The sequence below is a fragment of the Agrobacterium larrymoorei genome (genome assembly GCF_037722385.1).
GTDB lineage: Bacteria > Pseudomonadota > Alphaproteobacteria > Rhizobiales > Rhizobiaceae > Agrobacterium > Agrobacterium larrymoorei_C.
On the sequence record NZ_JBBKAQ010000009.1, the window covers coordinates 64,849 to 81,543 of the forward strand.

Here is a 16,695-nt window from a genome sequence, read left to right on the forward strand (position 1 = left end):
CTGACGTTAGGACGGTTTTATGCTGCGGTCAGAAAAAGACAGACGCTATCCGCCCTCTCCGAACCGACTGTCTTCCGCTGATCGCGCGCGCGGTCGTGCGGATCATCTTTGGCGAGTGACCGGAGAGGATAAGAAGCTCATCCCGATGTGTCGCTGAATGGGCTTTTGGTGACGAAGGTAAGGAGCGCAAGCGAATGCCCGTTATTTTCTGGTCACTGCGGCTAGTTGCGCCAGAGGCGGTCATTTGGAGATCGTCTGCCATAGGAACAAATTGAAGATCTATGCACTATGTCCTTGGTGACATGAACAGGCATGGAGGATGGGTTTGGCAGAAACGGCGAAGCAATCACATGGCGCGTGGGCCTATGCTGCAGATACGCTGGCTTTGATCCTGTTCTTCACCACGACCGGCATCATCAACGAAAGATTCATTGCAGGAATGACGTGGGAGCAGGTCCTTCATGCGCGCCTGATAGGCGGGCTTCTCATGGTCCCAATAGGGCGTCCTTATGGCATGTGGCGCGACTGGATGATGAGCCACGCGAAGGAGACCCGGTCATCTCAGCTTCTATGGGACAGCTTGGCGCTGATGAGCTTCCAAGTGCCCATCTACGCCGCGATCATCGCTTTTAGCGGAGCCTCTGGAGATGGGCTGATAAGAGGTATTTTGGGTGCGGCGGCAATGATGATCCTGCTCGGTCGACCTTACGGGGCATTCCTGAACTGGATTAGGCATCTCTTCGGCTTGCCGCCTGGAGGTGAGAAGCCAATGTCATTGAACACCTGAACGTAGGAGAGCATTGGACGTCCGCTGTTCGCCATCGAGATGAACATAGTGGAATGGTCTGGCAGACCTTTTTCGGTTGTTCACTGCCCCGATCGCAAACCTTTCCCTTCATCCTTGTTCGCCTGCCTGACGAAATCGATAAACGCCCGCAGCGGCGCCGGCACCAGCCGTCGTCCGGAGTAATACAGAAACGGCCCGGGAAACCGCAGCCACCAGTCTTCCATTACCGGCACCAGATCGCCTCGATCGAAGTGCGGCCTCAGCCAGTCCTCGAAAATGTAAATCAGACCGGAGCCGGCAATGGCGGCATTGATGCCGAGATCGGTGCCGCCGCCGAATTGGACGATAAGGTTGCCTTTTGGATTGATGACGACCTCTTCCCCGTCCCGTTCGAACTCCCAAGGCGGAATGGCGCGGCCTGAAAACCGGCCGAGAATGCTCTCATGCGCGAGCAGGTCTTGCGGGTGTTGAGGCGTGCCTCTTCTGGCCAGATACTCCGGCGCGGCGGCAAGGGCGAAACGCTGCTGGCGCGGGCCGATCGGCAAGGCGACCATATCCTGCTCCAGCCTTTCATCGTAGCGAATGCCGGCATCGCAGCCGCTCTGGATGATGTCGACGAAACTCTCATCAGTGACGACCTCCAGCCTGATGTCCGGATAGGCCGCAAGGAACGCTGGCACGATCTGCGGCAGCACCAGCTTTGCCGCACTCATCGGCACATTGAGCCTGAGTTCGCCGGAGGTACGACCACGGCTGCTTTTGACTTCGTTCAACGCCGATGCCACTTCTGCGAAGGCCGGTGCGGTACGCTCCAGCAGCAGGCGTCCCGCATCCGTCAGCAGCACGCTTCTTGTGGTACGATTGAACAGCCGGACCCCTACGTCGTCCTCCAGCCGCTTCACCGCATCGCTCAGCGCCGAAGAACTGATGCCGCTTTCACGCGCGGCCTGGCGAAACCCCTTGGACCGCGCCACCAGCAGAAAGGCATTCAAATCCGTCAAATCAGCCACGCTAGCCTCCATCGAACGCGCAATTGTCCGTTGGGGCGGACAGCCTGTTCGCACTATAGCGGATTGTCGCATATATGCCACCGCTCTACTTTGTAGCAACACAAAGGAGACAGCCCATGGGCACGATTGCAAATTCAGGAACATTCTCACTTGGCGATCACACCGTATGCCGGCTGGGCTATGGCGCGATGCAGCTTGCGGGCAAGGGCGTTTTCGGCCCGCCGCGTGATCGTGCGGAGGCCATCGCCGTTCTGCGTGAGGCACTCGAAAGCGGCGTCAACCACATCGACACCAGCGATTTCTACGGCCCGCATGTGACGAACGAAATCATCCGCGAAGCTTTGCATCCATACCCCAATGACCTTCTGATCGTCACCAAGGTCGGCGCCAGCAGAGGCGCGGACGCGTCCTGGAAGCCTGCGTTTTCGCGGGCCGAACTGACGCAGGCCGTCCATGACAATCTCCGCAATCTCGGGCTCGACGTGCTCGATGTGGTCAACCTGCGCGCCATGTTCGACGTTCACGGCCCCGCGGAAGGTTCGCTTGACGCGCCGCTTGAGGTGCTGGCGGATCTGAAGCAACAGGGCCTGATCCGGCACATCGGCCTGTCCAACGTCACGGCAAAGCAGATCGAGGACGCAGGCAAGATCACCGACATCGTCTGCGTGCAGAACCAGTACAATCTTGCGCATCGCCAGGACGATGCCTTGATCGACACGCTCGCCGCCCGAGGCATCGCCTATGTGCCGTTCTTCCCGCTTGGCGGCTTCTCGCCGCTGCAATCGTCTACCCTGTCCAATGTCGCCGCAAGCCTCGACGCCACGCCAATGCAAGTAGCGCTGGCCTGGCTGCTGCAGCGATCGCGCAACATCCTCCTGATTCCCGGCACATCGTCACGCGGCCACCTGCGGGAAAATCTCGCAGCGGCAAACATCGATCTTCCTGCGGAGGCACTGTCGAAGCTGGATAATATGCAGGCCTGATGCCTGAGCCGCACCATGAGGCGCGAGCAGTCGTGCCTCAAATGCTTGCGCGGCTATACAGCCACGCGGGCTTTCGTCTTGAAGTCCTCCGGCAACAGGTCGCTATGGAGGATCTGGTTGCGGCCTGATGATTTCGCCAGGTAAAGCGCCCTGTCGCAGGCGTTGAACAGATCCTCGAAGGAGGCGTAGGACTCCTTGTCAGCCACTCCGCCGGACAGCGTAATATGGACGAGCCTGTCTTTGATGTTCAGCGGCCGGGCTGCCAGCATGTCATTGCACCTCTGGGCCAGCGCCAGACGCTTTTGTGCGGTCAGCTGGACGGCCAGAACGGCAAACTCCTCGCCACCAATTCGTGCAACCACATGCGGCTGGGGGAAAGCAGACATCAGGTGCCGGGCCACCGTCACGATTGCATGGTCTCCCACGTCGTGGCCGAACTCGTCATTGATCCGCTTGAAACGGTCGATATCGAAGAGAATGAGCGAAGCATTGTCGTCCGCTTTCGCCACCTCTTCCATGAAGGCGCGACGATTGAGCAGCCCCGAGAGCATGTCGGTGCGGCTCAGCCTCTCGAATGTCGCACGTGAGATGGACAGATGATGGATGGCGAGACCCACGAGATAAACAATGAAAAACGTCAGCGACGAAGCCACCACGGTCGATATGATCACGCCAACGGTTGCACCCTGCCAGACGTCATAAGGCAGCAATCCGAATGCATCCATCAAATGGTGTGCGACAATATTCAGAACGTCGGCAATCAACGTGACGGCAACCGCCGTGCGAAGAGCAAAGGAGAACACCTTGTTCTTCGTCTCGAACCGGTCCGTGGCGCACGCCTGCTTTATATGGCGTTCAACAAATGCAAGCATCGACCTTGAGGTCCCTTGTTTGAGCGGTCAAGCGCCATGCGTCCCTTCGGACGGACAGACGACGCTCTGTCTTTTAAACGCTAGGCAGCAGCCTTGCCGATACTGTCGTCGCCCCCGACCGGGTCGAACTGTCGCACGAGATGTTTTGATATCTCGTGAAGAACGAAGGTGAATGTTTGATTGAAGACTGCATCCATGGCCTGGTGCGGCTGCATCATCACGGCTGGGATCCCACGAGACCCAGTTGCTGCATCATGATGGAAGCGGCATTATAGCAGTGGAAGGAGACCACCTTGCCGTCTTTGATGCGAAACACGTCACAGCAGGGAACGTCGATTGTCCGTCCTGTCGCGGGAATGGTGCCCGCCGGCGTGGCAAGCGGGCCTTGATGCGTGCCGCGAATGGCAAGTTCGACGACGATCACATCATCCATTGCGTACATGTCGAAGAGCTCTCGATGAATGTCCGGAAACGCATCGGCCATGCCGCTGGCGACAAGCGCGATATCCGGGCCACGGAAATCCGTTCCAGTCGGGATGTTGCGAACAGAGGCATCCTCCGAAAAGCAGGAGAGGAAGCGTTCCAGGTCAAGTGAATGCCCCTCGGCGGCGGCATAGAGATCTTTGATCATTTTGATGTTGTCGCTCATGGTCAGGCCTTTGTTTCCGGTTGAACAGCCACGACACCATCGCCGCAGCTTGACCTTCACATGGGCAAGCGATTACTTTCTTGCTAGAACCTACCAAAAGGTAAGTGTGGATTTATGGACGAAACTGACCCGCAATGCGGTCTCGATATTTCACTGAAGGTGGTCGGCGGCAAATGGAAGCCGCTGATCCTCTATCATGTGCAGGGAGGCCCCACCCGCTTCTCGGAATTGAAGCGGCGCGTTGGCGGTATCAGCGAAAAGGTGCTGATCCAGCAGTTGCGCGATTTGGTTGGCATGGGCGTGCTGACGCGCCGGGACCACCAATGCGTACCGCCGGTGGTCGATTATGAATTGACGCCATTTGGGGAAACGCTCGTCAAGGCGCTCATTCCCTTATGCGAATGGGGAAATGCCAACCGCGCCAAGGTCCAGGACCTTGTGGCGTCGCCGTCATGAGAGAGTCCCGCACGAAATGACAGGTCCACACCCTCAAGCGGGCCTCGCAAGCGCAATATCAGCAGATGCGGATCACTCCACCGGCGCCATCGTTCCGGTCGGGAATTCAACGTTGGCAAGCGACGGATAGACCTCGCGCACGATGTTGATCTGCTGCGCATCGTCTATCCTGACCAGATACCACTTGCCGTCATCGATCAGCGCCAGCGTCGCGGTCTTGGCCTCGATCTTCTGGCCCTTCGTTTCCATCAGGCTGCGCGAAGGCACCAGCACATAGGGCGTGCCATCAGGGGCCCCATTGTAAGCGGCCTTGTCGACATCCATATCGAAATCGAGAAATTTGACCGAGGCGAGCGCGATCTGCATCTGCGTCTGCATCGCGCTTCGAAGCGTCGCCACGTCGACACCAGCCTTGGTGGCGATATGCTGAAGAACCTTGGGCGGCACGGATTCGCCGACAAAGCTGAAGTCGCCCTGCTTCAGCGCGGTCTCGAAGCGCTCGATCTGCGCCTGAAGATCGGCCTTTTCCTTGGCGGTGAATTCACGCGCCGCAGCACCCTGCCAGAAGCAGAGAGCCAGAAACACAGACAGCAACAGAGCCTTCATGACACGCCTCTCATCGATCTTATCACGGTGAGTATCATAGAGCGCGACGGTTGCCGCGCTGTCGTGAATGACGGCCGAGATGGCTTAGAGAATGAAGAAGCCTGCGGCCGACAGAATGAGGAAGACGAGCAGTCCGCCGAAGAAGCCGCCCGTGGTGAAGAAGCCCACGGCCATGCCGATCATCAGCATGCACACCAGCATGGTGCCGTATTTCGAAGCCACCAGAAAACCATTATAGGTCTTGGCGTGCTCGGAATACTCCATCTTCGCACCGACTTCGACGGGACCGCTGTGGTGTTCACTCATGTTATTTCCCCTCTATTGATCTACGCTTGCCGTCATCATCCCATTCAACGATGGCGTCTTCCCTGATAACGAAGCAAGCGACAGAACGCTCCGCGTCAAGACCTACACAAAATTTGGCGCCGACGCAACGCGGGTAACACACTGTTTGTCCGGCAAAAACGACACCCGGTTCAGGCATTCCGCGACGAGCCCCTGCCCTGGAAAACCGGCGTATTTGTCACATCCACGCCACCGGCACACAGGAAAGAACGGGATGGCGCATGGTCGACCTTCTTCCTAGTTGATTTTGGTAAATCCTGCCCATAACGATGCACAGAGGGAGGATTTCTGGTGGGGAGCAACAGGCGTGGGAGGACGTTTCGCCTTGAGGTTTCCGCCATAAAAATTCCTCCTCGAAAACCCGCAAAGGGATCGAAAGGGGAAAACAATGCACGCGCTTTTGAAACTGAGCCGCGCCATCGACCTGTTGAGCGAAGCTCTGGGGAAATTCTCAGGCTATCTGGTTCTGATCTGCTGCCTCGTCAGCGCCGGCAACGCCATCGTGCGTTATCTTTTCAATTACAGCTCGAACGGCCTTCTGGAGATTCAGTGGTATATGTTCGGCTTCATCGTTCTCATCGGCGCGTCCTATACGCTGCGGATGAATGAGCATGTGCGCGTCGATATCATCTACGGCGCGATTGCACCGCGCACCCGCATCTGGGTGGATATTATCGGCATCGTTTTCTTCCTGCTTCCCGCCTGCTTCTATCTCGCCTGGCTCAGCTGGCCGGTGTTCCTTCTATCCTGGCAGCAGAATGAAATCTCCTCCAATGCCGGCGGCCTTATTCGCTGGCCGGTCAAGCTCATCATCTTTGCGGGCTTCGCCCTCCTCGTCCTTCAGGGAATATCCGAATTGGTGAAGCGCATCGGTGCGCTGAACGGGCTCTACCAGCTCGACACCAAATACGAAAAACCGCTCCAGTAACGCCGGCGCATTTTAAGGATATTCTGATGTTCGAATACGGTATTCTTCCGCCGGCGATGTTCCTGGGCATGATCATCTTCATGCTCTACGGTTTCCCGGTTGCTTTTTCGCTTGCCACCGTCGGCCTTCTCTTTGGCGTCATCGGCATCTTTACCGAGCATTTCTCGCCGGCCTTCATGCAGGCGCTGCCGCTTCGCATCTTTGGCATCATCTCCAACGATCTGTTGCTCGCCATTCCCTTCTTCACCTTCATGGGCGCCATTCTTGAGCGATGCGGTCTGGCGGAGGATTTGCTGGAGGGAACGGGCAAGCTCTTCGGAGCGATCCCCGGCGGTCTGGCCTATGCGGTCATCCTGGTCGGTGCCGTCCTCGGCGCCATCACCGGCACGGTGGCGGCCTCGGTCATCACCATGGGCGTCATCTCCCTGCCGATCATGCTGAAATACGGTTATAATCCGCGTGTCGCCACTGGCGTGATCGCCGCATCCGGCACCATCACGCAGGTCATCCCGCCGTCTCTCGTTCTCATCGTTCTGGCCGACCAGCTCGGTCGCTCCGTCGGCGACATGTATCTCGGCGCCATCGGCCCGTCCTTCCTGCAGGTCGCAATCTTCATGCTCTTCATCCTCTTCCTCTCGGTCTTCCGGCCGAAGGATGTTCCAGCGCTTCCGCCGGAAGCGCGCGGAGAGCTGAACCGGGCACTGGTGCTGAAGGTTCTGGGCGGCATGATCCCGTCCATCGTGCTGATCTTCCTGGTTCTCGGCACGATCTTCCTTGGCCTTGCAACGCCAACCGAAGCAGGTGCGCTCGGCGTCGTCGGCGCCATGGCGCTTGCCGCCGCCCACCGCCGCCTGACCTGGGATCTCATCAAACAGGGCATGCATTCCACCATGCACATCACCTCGATGGTGGTGTTCATTCTGGTCGGCGCCACCTGCTTCTCGCTGGTATTTCAGGGCATGGATGGATCGCTGTGGATCGAGCACATGCTGTCGGGCATTCCGGGCGGCCCCATCGGCTTCCTGATCTTCGTCAACATCTTCATCTTCTTCCTCGCCTTCTTCCTCGATTTCTTCGAGATCGCCTTCATCGTCGTGCCGATGCTGGCGCCGATTGCGCAAGCTCTCGGCATCGATCTGATCTGGTTCGGCGTGCTGCTGTGCATCAACATGCAGACGAGCTTCATGCACCCGCCCTTCGGCTTCGCGCTCTTCTACCTACGCTCGATTGCGCCACGCACGGTAAAGACCTCGGACATTTACATGGGTGCGATCCCCTGGCTCGGCATGCAGCTGATCCTCGTCGCCATCGTCATCTTCTGGCCGGAATCCGTCACCTACTGGCTGGACAAGACACCTGAAGTCGACCTCAACACCATCAAGATCGAAGTCCCCGGCTTCGGCAACCAGGGCGGCAACACCATGCCGAATTTCGGCTTGCCACCCATGGACCTCGCGCCCGGCCAAGGCGGCGGCAACGGCCTTCCCGGCATGCCGAACCTCAACGAACCACCGAAGATCAATCCTTGATCGGACTGATCCTCTCAGTGCTTTGACAGGTATCGATCGGAAGGCGGGGCGGAAGCGCCCTGCCTTTTCAGTTTTCAAGCAGGCCGCCGTACTGCCTCAGTGCTACCCAAATGAAAAAAGCCCGGACCTTTCGATCCGGGCTTCCAATTAATCCTACAGATAACTTCAGAGCTTGCCGTTACGCTGCTGGATCATCATGAACGTATCATAGGTGTATTCCGCCAACTGCATCCACAGATACCCTTCGCGCTTGAAGGCAGTCTGGTCGTCATAGACCTTCTTGAAGTCGGGATTGACGGCGGAGATTTCCGCGTAGACTTCGAGTGCGGCCTTGTAGCAGGCATCCAGAATCCCTTGGTTGAAGGGCCGCAGCATGGCACCTTCGGAGACGATCTGCTTGATCGCCTTCGGGTTTCTGGCGTCGTACTTCGCAAGCATGTTGGTGTTGGCAAATGAGCAGGCGTCCTGCAGCACGGCCTGATAGTTCTTCGGCAGGCTGTTCCATTTGTCCAGGTTGACGAAGGAATGGATGACCGGACCGCCTTCCCAGAAGGCCGGGTAGTAGTAATACTTCGCCACCTTCTGGAAGCCAAGCTTATGGTCGTCATAGGGACCGACCCACTCAGCCGCGTCGATCGTGCCTTTTTCCAGCGCCGGGTAGATATCGCCGCCGGCGATCTGCTGCGGCACGACGCCAAGCTTTTCGACCACCTTGCCGGCGAGACCGGCAATACGCATCTTCACGCCCTTGAGGTCGTCCACGGTGTTGATTTCCTTGCGGAACCAGCCACCCATCTGCACGCCGGTATTGCCGGAGATCATGCCATAGAGCTTATGCTTGGCATAAAACTCGTTCATCAGCGTGTTGCCATTGCCTTCATAGAACCAGGAATTGGTCAGACGCGCGTTCAGGCCGAAGGGGATGGCGGTGCCGATTGCGAAGGTCGGGTCCTTGCCGACATAGTAATAGGAGCAGGTGTGGCACATTTCCACCGTGCCGGAGGAGACAGCATCGGCTGCCTGCAGACCGGGCACGATTTCGCCTGCCGCGAACACCTGAATGTTGAAATTGCCGTCGGTCGCGGCCTTCACGTGGTTGGCGATATCCTGCGCACCGCCGAAGATCGTATCGAGCGATTTCGGAAACGAGGAGGTCAGCCTCCAGGTGATCTTGGCATTTTCCTGCGCGATTGCCGGTGCGGCCAAAACCGTTGCCGCTGCAGCGCCCGTGCCCGCAAGCGCGCCCTTTTTGATGAATGAACGTCGATCCATATTATCCTCCCAGATACGAACCATCTCACCGTGCGGCTTCCTCCCCCACACGAGATGGCTTGAGAAAAGCATGGGTCATGGCAACTGACAAGCGGCGGATCGAAGAATAAATTTTCCGACATGCTTGGTGGCGATAAAATTGACTGCCGTGAAGGAAAGTCGATCATCCAAGCCAGACGATCTTATACTTTAGACCAATAAATTTCGTCACTTACGCAAAGAGAGTGCTTGACGAATCCACCCCGTCGGCTTCACTGACGGCAGTGTATTTGAGAAGCGCAGCACGTCCGGAGCCATCATGTCGAAGCCCATCATCGCGATCCCTGCCGATATCAAACAGGTGGATGGTGCCGAGTGGCACGCGGCGCAGACGCAGTATCTCAAAGCGGCGCTAAACGTTGCCGGCGTCATGTCTTTGATCGTGCCGGCTTTCGAGAGCGGCAATGAGGTCGATGCCATTCTCGACCGGGTGGATGGGCTGCTCGTCTCCGGCTCGGCCAGCAATGTGCACCCCTCGCTCTATGGCGAGCAAGCAACCGACGCCGATGGCCCCTTCGATGCCGGGCGCGACGCGACGAGCCTCGACCTCATCTGCCGCGCGATCGATCGCGGCATTCCCATGCTCGCCATCTGCCGCGGCATTCAGGAGTTGAACGTGGCACTTGGCGGCACGCTTGCCAGCGAAATTCAGGAACTGCCAGGCCGCTGGGACCACCGCAAGCCGGAGACGACGGAGCGCGACGTGATGTTCAGCATCCGCCAGCCGGTGCATGTGCGCGAAGGCTCGTGCATCGCGCAGCATCTGGGCTTGTCCGGCGAAATCCAGATCAACTCGGTCCACCGCCAGGCCATTGCCGAGACGGCACCACGGCTGCAGGTGGAAGCGACAGCGCAAGACGGCACCATCGAGGCGGTGTCGGTCATCGATGCCAAGGGCTTTGCCATCGGCGTGCAGTGGCATCCGGAATATTGGGCCGAAACCGATGGCCCGTCGCGGGCGCTCTTCGAAGCCTTCGGCAAGGCCGTTCGGGAGTATCAGGCGAGCAAGGCGTAAAACGCCTCGCTCCCCTTTGCGATCATCCCTTCACCGGCGTTTCCGGCACCGGTGTGATCACCTTGCGCTCCGAAAGCCAGCCGAGAACATTGTCCGCCACCAGATCCGCCATGGCGTTGCGGGTCGGCACCGAAGCGGAGGCGACGTGCGGCAGGAGCGAAACATTGTCGAATGCCAGCAACGCTTCGGGCACCTTCGGCTCCGAATAGAACACGTCGAGACCGGCGGCACCCAGCGTGCCATCCTGCAAAGCCTTGATCAACGCATCCTCATCCACGCTGGAGCCGCGGCCGACATTGATGAACACGCCGTTTGCGCCAAGCGCCGATACAATTTCGCCATTGATGGCCTTGTGCGTTTCCGGCGTACCCGGGACGATGCAGATGAGGATATCGACCGCGCTCGCCATTTCCTTCAGCGAGGCGTAATAGGTGTAGGACAACTCGTCGCGCTTGCTGCGGGTGTGATAGCCGATCTCCACCTTGAAGGGCTCCAGGCGCTTGGCGATTTCCTGGCCAATGCGGCCCATGCCGAAGAGGCCGACTTTGCGGCCACGCAGCGAGAAGGGCGAGAGCGCAAACGGCCCTTCCTTCACCCACTTACCCTCGCGCAGATAGCTCTCGGCCTGATAGAGGCGGCGCACCGTGTTGATCAAAAGCGCAATCGTCGTATCGGCCACTTCGTCGTTCAACACATCCGGCGTGTTGGTCACGATGATGCCACGCGTGGCCGCATGCTTGGCGTCCACGCCATCATAGCCCACACCGAAATTGGCAATGATCTCAAGCTTCGGCAATGCATCGATCCAGGCGGCATTGACGCTGCCGGAAACCGCGACCGCGCGGACGCGCTCCGCCACATCGGGCGAGATGGTGAGCGTCGCACCGACCGGTGCGGAAACGATCTCCACCTTGCCTTCAAAGCGCTCAAGAACGCGCGGATGGATTTTTCCCGGAACGAGAACGACGGGCTTTTGATCTGACATGGACGGTGCTTCCTCCTGCAATGCGCATTTCCAAACGACGGCGAGTGACGCTCACATGGAAATGCATGACGCTTCAAAGCGGCGATACCGCTTTGCGATGGGAAAGGCTAACCGATGCGGGCCAAAATCAAAACCCGCTAATGGACGAGAACGGTACTGTTCCTCATCAATGCCGTGGAATGCATGGGCCGGTGGATTGGCGAATGCGCATTTCCGGCTTGATCAGGTGAATGCCGTCCGGCTCATGGCTGCCCGCCAGCCTGTCGAGCAACGCGCGCGCCGCAAGCCGCCCCACTTCCGCCTGGCCGTTGGACACGGTCGTCAGCGACGGCGTGGAAATCGACGCCTCTTCCAGATCGTCATAGCCGGTAACGGAAATATCCTTGCCCGGCACGAAGCCTGCACGCGAAACGCCATTCATTAGGCCGATGGCGACTAGGTCGTTCCAGCACACTGCTGCTGTCGGCTTTTGCGGCAGCGACAGGAAGTTGACTGCCGCTTCGAAGCCGCCCTGCTTGGAGCGGGCGCCGGGGATGCGCAGGTTCGGATCGACCTCGATGCCCGCCTTGCGCAGTGCATTCACATAACCCTGATAGCGGTCACGGCCGGTGGACGTCTGATCGGTGCCACCCACCATGGCAATGGTGCGGTGGCCGAGGCTGATCAGATGGTTGGTGGCAAGCGAGATGCCATAGCTGTCGTCACCGCGGAAGGTCGGCATATCGACGCCATCCATGGAACGCGCCACCAGAATGGCCGGCATGCCGTTTTCTTCCGCGAGCTTCAGATCTTCCGTCGGCGTTCCGATCGCCGGAGACATGATCACGCCATCGCTGCCGAGCTGCAGCAACGTTTCCAAAAATGTGCGCTGCTTTTCCACCGAGTCGTAATGGTTGGACAGAATGAAGGTCTGCCGGCTGCGGTCGAGTTCGCTTTCGATGGCTTTGAGAATTTCGCCGTAGAACGGGTTCATCACGTCGTGAAACACAACACCGATGATGCCGGAGCGGGAGGTGCGAAGGCTGGCAGCACGGCGGTTATAGATATAGCCCAGCGCGCGGGCCTGCTCCTTGATCTTCTCGCGGGTATCGGATGCGACAAGCGGGCTGTCACGCAGCGCCAAAGAAATGGTTGCGGTTGAAAGCCCCAGGCTTTCGGCAATCGTGGAAAGCTTCACCTTCTGCGCCATGTCCCCTCCCCGAGATTGCGCGCCGCCGTCGGCGACATTTAAATTGTGACTAAACAATTTAAACAAAAGGCGCAACTGGTTTAAGGGTTTTGCGAACTCTTGAAAGCCGATCCTTCAAATCTTTAATCGATTAAATCGAAGGCCTGCAGATTGGCGTCGATGGTGCGCAGCAGCTTGACGACGTTTTTCACGTCTTTGGCGGACAATCCCTCGACCGCACGTGCTCCGCAGGCAGCAAGCGAGGTGTTGATATGATCGACGCTCTGCTGGCCGGCTTCGGTGAGCTTCACCATGGTGAGGCGGCCATCGCCTTCGCCGGCACTGCGCTCGACGAAGCCTTGGGCTTCCATCCGGCCAATGGTGCGGGTCATGGTCGGGGCCTTGACGCCAAGCTTCTGGGCGATCTGGCCGGGCGTCATGCTGCCTTCCTGCGCTAGCGCCAGGATCACGCCGTCCTGGCCGGCATAAAGGCCGCTCGCCGCCAGATTGTGGCTGAGTGCTGTGCGCATGGAGCGTGCGGCCTGGGTGATGGATTGCGCCAGCTCCTCCGGGCTGAAGGCGATATCCTTCTTCTTCTGCGACTTGTCCTTCTTGGACGCCTTGTCCTTTTTGGAGGCCTTGTCCTTGCTCATTCAGCCCGTGCCTTTTGCCAGATCGCGAAACGACTATATGATGTTGTAACTTCTAACGAATACAGGCGCGGATCGCCATATGCCACACACATACACGCAATTTGACGACGAAACGATAACAGCCGGATTCGAGCCTTCCGAGATGATCGCCGTGCTGCCGCTCGGCGCGCATGAGCAGCATGGCCCGCATCTGCCCTTCGAGACCGACACGCTGATCGCCAAAGGCATCGTCTCTCGCCTGAAGAAAGCCCTGCCGCCAGATTTTCCCGTAACCTTCCTGCCCGTGGAACCCGTCGGCTATTCCATCGAACATATGGATGTCGCCGGCACGAAGACGCTCGCCTTCGATGAGGCCGTCCATCGCTGGCTGGAGATCGCCCGCGCTGAGCATGAGAAAGGCATACGCAAATTTGTCATGCTGAACGCCCATGGCGGCAATTCGCCCCTGCTCACGATCGTTGCGACCGAAGCCCGCAAGCGCTTCAACATGCTGGCCGTCGCCACCAGCTGGACGCGCTTTGGCCTGCCCGAGGGGCTGATTGCGCCGGAAGACAAGGCGATCGATATCCATGGCGGCGATATCGAAACCTCCGTCATGCTGGCGCTTGATCCCGATAAAGTCGTCATGGAAAAGGCAGCAAGCTTTTCCTCCCGCCAGAGCGAATTTATGAGCCGCTTTGCGCATCTGCGCGCCTATGGCCCACACGCACTCGGCTGGATGATGAGCGATCTCAACCCGCTCGGCGTCGCCGGAAACGCCGCCGCCGCAACCGCCGAGAAGGGCGAACAGATTATCGCCCATTCGGTGCGCGGCCTGATCGCGCTTCTGGAGGACGTCCGCGCCTTCGATGTAACGGCCTTCGATCGGCATTGAGCCGCAGCATCAAAATTCTTGAACAGAATTTCTTTGAACTGCCTTCTTCGCGAGCCTATATGAACGGCAACATTTTGTCTGTCGCGCCACCCGGCCGCCTATCGAGGTTTCCCATGACCGAAACAAACACCGCCGCTGCTGCAAAGCCCATTCCCGTCACCGTGCTGACCGGCTATCTGGGTGCCGGCAAGACCACGTTGCTGAACCGCATCCTGACGGAGAACCACGGCAAGAAATATGCGGTCATCGTCAACGAGTTCGGCGAGATCGGCATCGATAACGACCTGATCGTGGAATCCGACGAGGAAATCTACGAGATGAACAATGGCTGCATTTGCTGCACGGTGCGCGGTGACCTGATCCGCGTCGTCGAAGGCCTGATGCGCCGTCCGGGCCGTTTCGATGGCATCATTGTCGAAACCACCGGCCTTGCCGATCCGGTTCCCGTCGCCCAGACCTTCTTCATGGATGACGATGTACGCGCCAAGACCGAGCTCGATGCCGTCGTCGCACTCGTCGATGCCAAGCACCTGCCGCTGCGCCTGAAGGACAGCCGCGAGGCCGAAGACCAGATCGCCTTTGCCGATGTCGTCGTCATCAACAAGAGCGACCTCGTCACCAAGGAAGAGCTGGCCCGCATCGAAGATATCGTGCGCGCCATCAACCCGTCGGCCCGCATCTACAAGACCGAACGCTCCGGCGTCGATCTCGCTCGCGTGCTGGATCAGGGTGCCTTCAATCTGGAACGCGCGCTGGAAAACGATCCGCACTTCCTCGAGCACGGCCATGAAGATCATGTCTGCGGCCCGGATTGCGACCATCACCACCACGATCATGATCATCACCATCATGGGCATGATCACGGCCACGATCACCACGGGCATGACCATGATCACCATCATCACGACCATGATCATGACCATGCAGCGCCATCGCCCATCCATGACGTAACGGTCCAGTCGGTTTCGCTGCGTGGTGGCGAGATGAACCCTGAACGCTTCTTCCCCTGGATCCAGAAGGTGACGCAGACCGACGGTCCGAACATCCTGCGCCTCAAGGGCATCATCGCCTTCAAGGGCGATGCCGACCGTTACGTGGTGCAGGGCGTGCACATGATCATCGAGGGCGACCACCAGCGCCCGTGGAAGGATGGCGAAAAGCGCGAAAGCCGCCTCGTCTTCATCGGCCGCGAACTCGACCGCGCCAAGCTGGAAGCCAGCTTCCATGCGTGTGAAGCGAAGGCTTAACCGGTCCAGCGACAATCAACCTGAGCCGGTTCAGCCCAAACTAGCCCGACTTGAGGCAATCTGTTGCCAGCCCCCTCTCCTGTCATCCTCGGGCTTGACCCGAGGATCCACGCCACACACTCTATACGGAACAGGCGGGATGGATGGTCGGGTCACCCTCGGGCGAGACCCGGGGGCCGACCATGATGACCGAGAGGCCTAGTCTCCACAACGCCCGCAGCCAAAACTCAAAAAGACGAAAGACTCATTGCCCATGCCCACCGTTGCTCCTCTTGACCTTGAAGGCCACGTCGTCGCGGCGCATTTTCTGGGCGATATCCCGCTGTTTGCCACCGCCGCTGGCACCATTCATCGGCTCGATGGCGGGGAAAAGGTAACGGAGGCCCATGAGGGCCTGCTCACCTGTATTCGTGATCCTTACAGCGCCACGCTTCTGACGGGCGGTGAGGACGGCAAGGTGCAGCGCATCGGTCACGATGGCACGATCACCGAGCTTGCCCACATACCGCGCAAATGGATCAGCGTGGTCGCTGGTGGGCCGCAAAATGCCGTGGCCTATGCCGTCGGCAAATCAAGCTTCGTCCGGCTTGCGGACGGCACCACCAAGGAATTCAAGGAAGAGCGCACAGTCGAGGCGATCGCGTTTGCGCCGAAGGGCCTGCGCATCGCTGCTGCCCGTTATAATGGCGTCACGCTGCATTGGGTCGCGACCGCCGGAGATCCTGTCGATCTGGAATGGAAGGGCGCCCATACCGGCGTCACCTATTCTCCCGATGGCCGCTTCCTCGTCACCACCATGCAGGAAAATGCGCTGCATGGCTGGAAGCTCGATGCGCCGAAGGGTGCCGACGCCCGACACATGCGCATGACCGGCTATCCGGCCAAGGTAAAATCGCTCTCCTGGTCGCCGAAGGGCAAATGGCTCGCCTCGTCCGGCGCACCGGCCGCCATCGTCTGGCCGTTCTCCGGCAAGGATGGCCCTATGGGCAAGCCGCCGGAAGAACTCGGCACCCGCGGCAATATCATGGCGACGCAAGTCGCCTTCCATCCGAGCGACGACGTGCTCGCCATCGGCTTCATCGACGGCATGATTTTAGGCGTGCGCATGGTCGACGGCAAGGAAGCGCTGCTGCGCCGCCCCGGCAAGGGCGCCATCTCCGGCCTCTCCTGGAGCGCCACCGGCAAGCTGCTCGCCTTCGCCTCAGAGGCTGGCGATTGCGGCATCGTCGACATCTCGGCGTAACAACACAAGACCTCTGCAGCGATAGCGCATCCGG

At 59.0% G+C, this 16,695-nt stretch carries 19 protein-coding genes; 9 read left to right on the forward strand and 10 right to left on the reverse strand.

Annotated features, from left to right (window positions below; translation table 11 throughout):
• Positions 1–325: 325 nt before the first annotated feature.
• Positions 326–787 (forward strand): L-alanine exporter AlaE, encoded by a 462-nt coding sequence (alaE, locus tag WKI41_RS12375; RefSeq protein WP_425341026.1) that lies wholly within the window; start codon positions 326–328, stop codon positions 785–787.
• Positions 788–867: 80 nt separating this feature from the next.
• Here alaE and WKI41_RS12380 read toward each other — a convergent pair whose 3' ends face one another.
• On the reverse strand, positions 868–1,809 hold the full coding sequence (locus WKI41_RS12380) for a LysR family transcriptional regulator (RefSeq protein WP_340193811.1): 942 nt from the start codon (positions 1,807–1,809) through the stop codon (positions 868–870).
• Between the two features lie 104 nt (positions 1,810–1,913).
• Here WKI41_RS12380 and WKI41_RS12385 point away from each other — a divergent pair, with 104 nt between their 5' ends.
• Positions 1,914–2,780, forward strand: a complete 867-nt coding sequence (locus tag WKI41_RS12385) for an oxidoreductase (RefSeq protein ID WP_340193812.1) — start codon at positions 1,914–1,916, stop codon at positions 2,778–2,780.
• Between the two features lie 53 nt (positions 2,781–2,833).
• Here WKI41_RS12385 and WKI41_RS12390 read toward each other — a convergent pair whose 3' ends face one another.
• The 3 genes from WKI41_RS12390 to WKI41_RS12400 all read right to left on the reverse strand — a co-directional run bounded on the left by WKI41_RS12390 (position 2,834) and on the right by WKI41_RS12400 (position 4,301).
• Positions 2,834–3,652 carry a diguanylate cyclase gene (locus WKI41_RS12390; protein WP_340193813.1) on the reverse strand — a complete coding sequence of 273 codons (819 nt, stop codon included), beginning with the start codon at positions 3,650–3,652 and terminating at the stop codon, positions 2,834–2,836.
• 80 nt (positions 3,653–3,732) lie between these two features.
• A complete protein-coding gene (locus tag WKI41_RS12395) occupies positions 3,733–3,870 on the reverse strand; it encodes a C2 domain-containing protein (protein WP_340193814.1) in 138 nt (45 codons plus the stop codon).
• Entirely contained in the window at positions 3,870–4,301 is a 432-nt protein-coding gene (locus WKI41_RS12400; protein WP_340193815.1) for an ester cyclase, read from the reverse strand. The genes WKI41_RS12395 and WKI41_RS12400 overlap by 1 nt, the downstream gene beginning before the upstream one ends.
• A 114-nt stretch (positions 4,302–4,415) precedes the next feature.
• Between WKI41_RS12400 and WKI41_RS12405 the strand changes: the two genes are divergently transcribed.
• Positions 4,416–4,757 (forward strand): winged helix-turn-helix transcriptional regulator, encoded by a 342-nt coding sequence (locus WKI41_RS12405; protein WP_340193816.1) that lies wholly within the window; start codon positions 4,416–4,418, stop codon positions 4,755–4,757.
• Between the two features lie 72 nt (positions 4,758–4,829).
• On the opposite strand, the gene WKI41_RS12410 is transcribed toward WKI41_RS12405, so the two are convergent.
• Positions 4,830–5,363, reverse strand: a complete 534-nt coding sequence (locus WKI41_RS12410; RefSeq protein ID WP_340193817.1) for a hypothetical protein — start codon at positions 5,361–5,363, stop codon at positions 4,830–4,832.
• Positions 5,364–5,447: 84 nt separating this feature from the next.
• Entirely contained in the window at positions 5,448–5,669 is a 222-nt protein-coding gene (locus WKI41_RS12415) for an aa3-type cytochrome c oxidase subunit IV (RefSeq protein ID WP_340193818.1), read from the reverse strand.
• 427 nt (positions 5,670–6,096) lie between these two features.
• Between WKI41_RS12415 and WKI41_RS12420 the strand changes: the two genes are divergently transcribed.
• On the forward strand, positions 6,097–6,636 hold the full coding sequence (locus tag WKI41_RS12420; RefSeq protein WP_340193819.1) for a TRAP transporter small permease subunit: 540 nt from the start codon (positions 6,097–6,099) through the stop codon (positions 6,634–6,636).
• Positions 6,637–6,662: 26 nt separating this feature from the next.
• Positions 6,663–8,165 (forward strand): TRAP transporter large permease subunit, encoded by a 1,503-nt coding sequence (locus WKI41_RS12425; protein WP_340193820.1) that lies wholly within the window; start codon positions 6,663–6,665, stop codon positions 8,163–8,165.
• A gap of 165 nt (positions 8,166–8,330) precedes the next feature.
• On the opposite strand, the gene WKI41_RS12430 is transcribed toward WKI41_RS12425, so the two are convergent.
• Positions 8,331–9,437: a TRAP transporter substrate-binding protein DctP gene (locus WKI41_RS12430; protein WP_340193821.1), complete on the reverse strand. Its 1,107-nt coding sequence runs from the start codon at positions 9,435–9,437 to the stop codon at positions 8,331–8,333.
• 298 nt (positions 9,438–9,735) lie between these two features.
• Between WKI41_RS12430 and WKI41_RS12435 the strand changes: the two genes are divergently transcribed.
• The gene (locus WKI41_RS12435) at positions 9,736–10,491 is read left to right on the forward strand and encodes a gamma-glutamyl-gamma-aminobutyrate hydrolase family protein (RefSeq protein WP_340193822.1); all 756 of its coding nucleotides are present in this window, start codon (positions 9,736–9,738) and stop codon (positions 10,489–10,491) included.
• A gap of 22 nt (positions 10,492–10,513) precedes the next feature.
• On the opposite strand, the gene WKI41_RS12440 is transcribed toward WKI41_RS12435, so the two are convergent.
• The 3 genes from WKI41_RS12440 to WKI41_RS12450 all read right to left on the reverse strand — a co-directional run bounded on the left by WKI41_RS12440 (position 10,514) and on the right by WKI41_RS12450 (position 13,297).
• Positions 10,514–11,476, reverse strand: a complete 963-nt coding sequence (locus WKI41_RS12440; RefSeq protein WP_340193823.1) for a 2-hydroxyacid dehydrogenase — start codon at positions 11,474–11,476, stop codon at positions 10,514–10,516.
• 166 nt (positions 11,477–11,642) lie between these two features.
• A complete protein-coding gene (locus WKI41_RS12445; RefSeq protein ID WP_340193824.1) occupies positions 11,643–12,665 on the reverse strand; it encodes a LacI family DNA-binding transcriptional regulator in 1,023 nt (340 codons plus the stop codon).
• Between the two features lie 122 nt (positions 12,666–12,787).
• Positions 12,788–13,297: a MarR family winged helix-turn-helix transcriptional regulator gene (locus WKI41_RS12450; protein ID WP_340193825.1), complete on the reverse strand. Its 510-nt coding sequence runs from the start codon at positions 13,295–13,297 to the stop codon at positions 12,788–12,790.
• Between the two features lie 79 nt (positions 13,298–13,376).
• Between WKI41_RS12450 and WKI41_RS12455 the strand changes: the two genes are divergently transcribed.
• The 3 genes from WKI41_RS12455 (at position 13,377) to WKI41_RS12465 (ending at position 16,661) form a co-directional block, all read left to right on the forward strand.
• The gene (locus WKI41_RS12455) at positions 13,377–14,171 is read left to right on the forward strand and encodes a creatininase family protein (RefSeq protein ID WP_425341027.1); all 795 of its coding nucleotides are present in this window, start codon (positions 13,377–13,379) and stop codon (positions 14,169–14,171) included.
• Between the two features lie 113 nt (positions 14,172–14,284).
• Complete coding sequence (locus WKI41_RS12460) at positions 14,285–15,418, forward strand: CobW family GTP-binding protein (RefSeq protein ID WP_340193826.1); 1,134 nt, start codon at positions 14,285–14,287, stop codon at positions 15,416–15,418.
• 253 nt (positions 15,419–15,671) lie between these two features.
• Positions 15,672–16,661 (forward strand): WD40 repeat domain-containing protein, encoded by a 990-nt coding sequence (locus WKI41_RS12465; protein WP_340193827.1) that lies wholly within the window; start codon positions 15,672–15,674, stop codon positions 16,659–16,661.
• Positions 16,662–16,695: the final 34 nt, after the last annotated feature.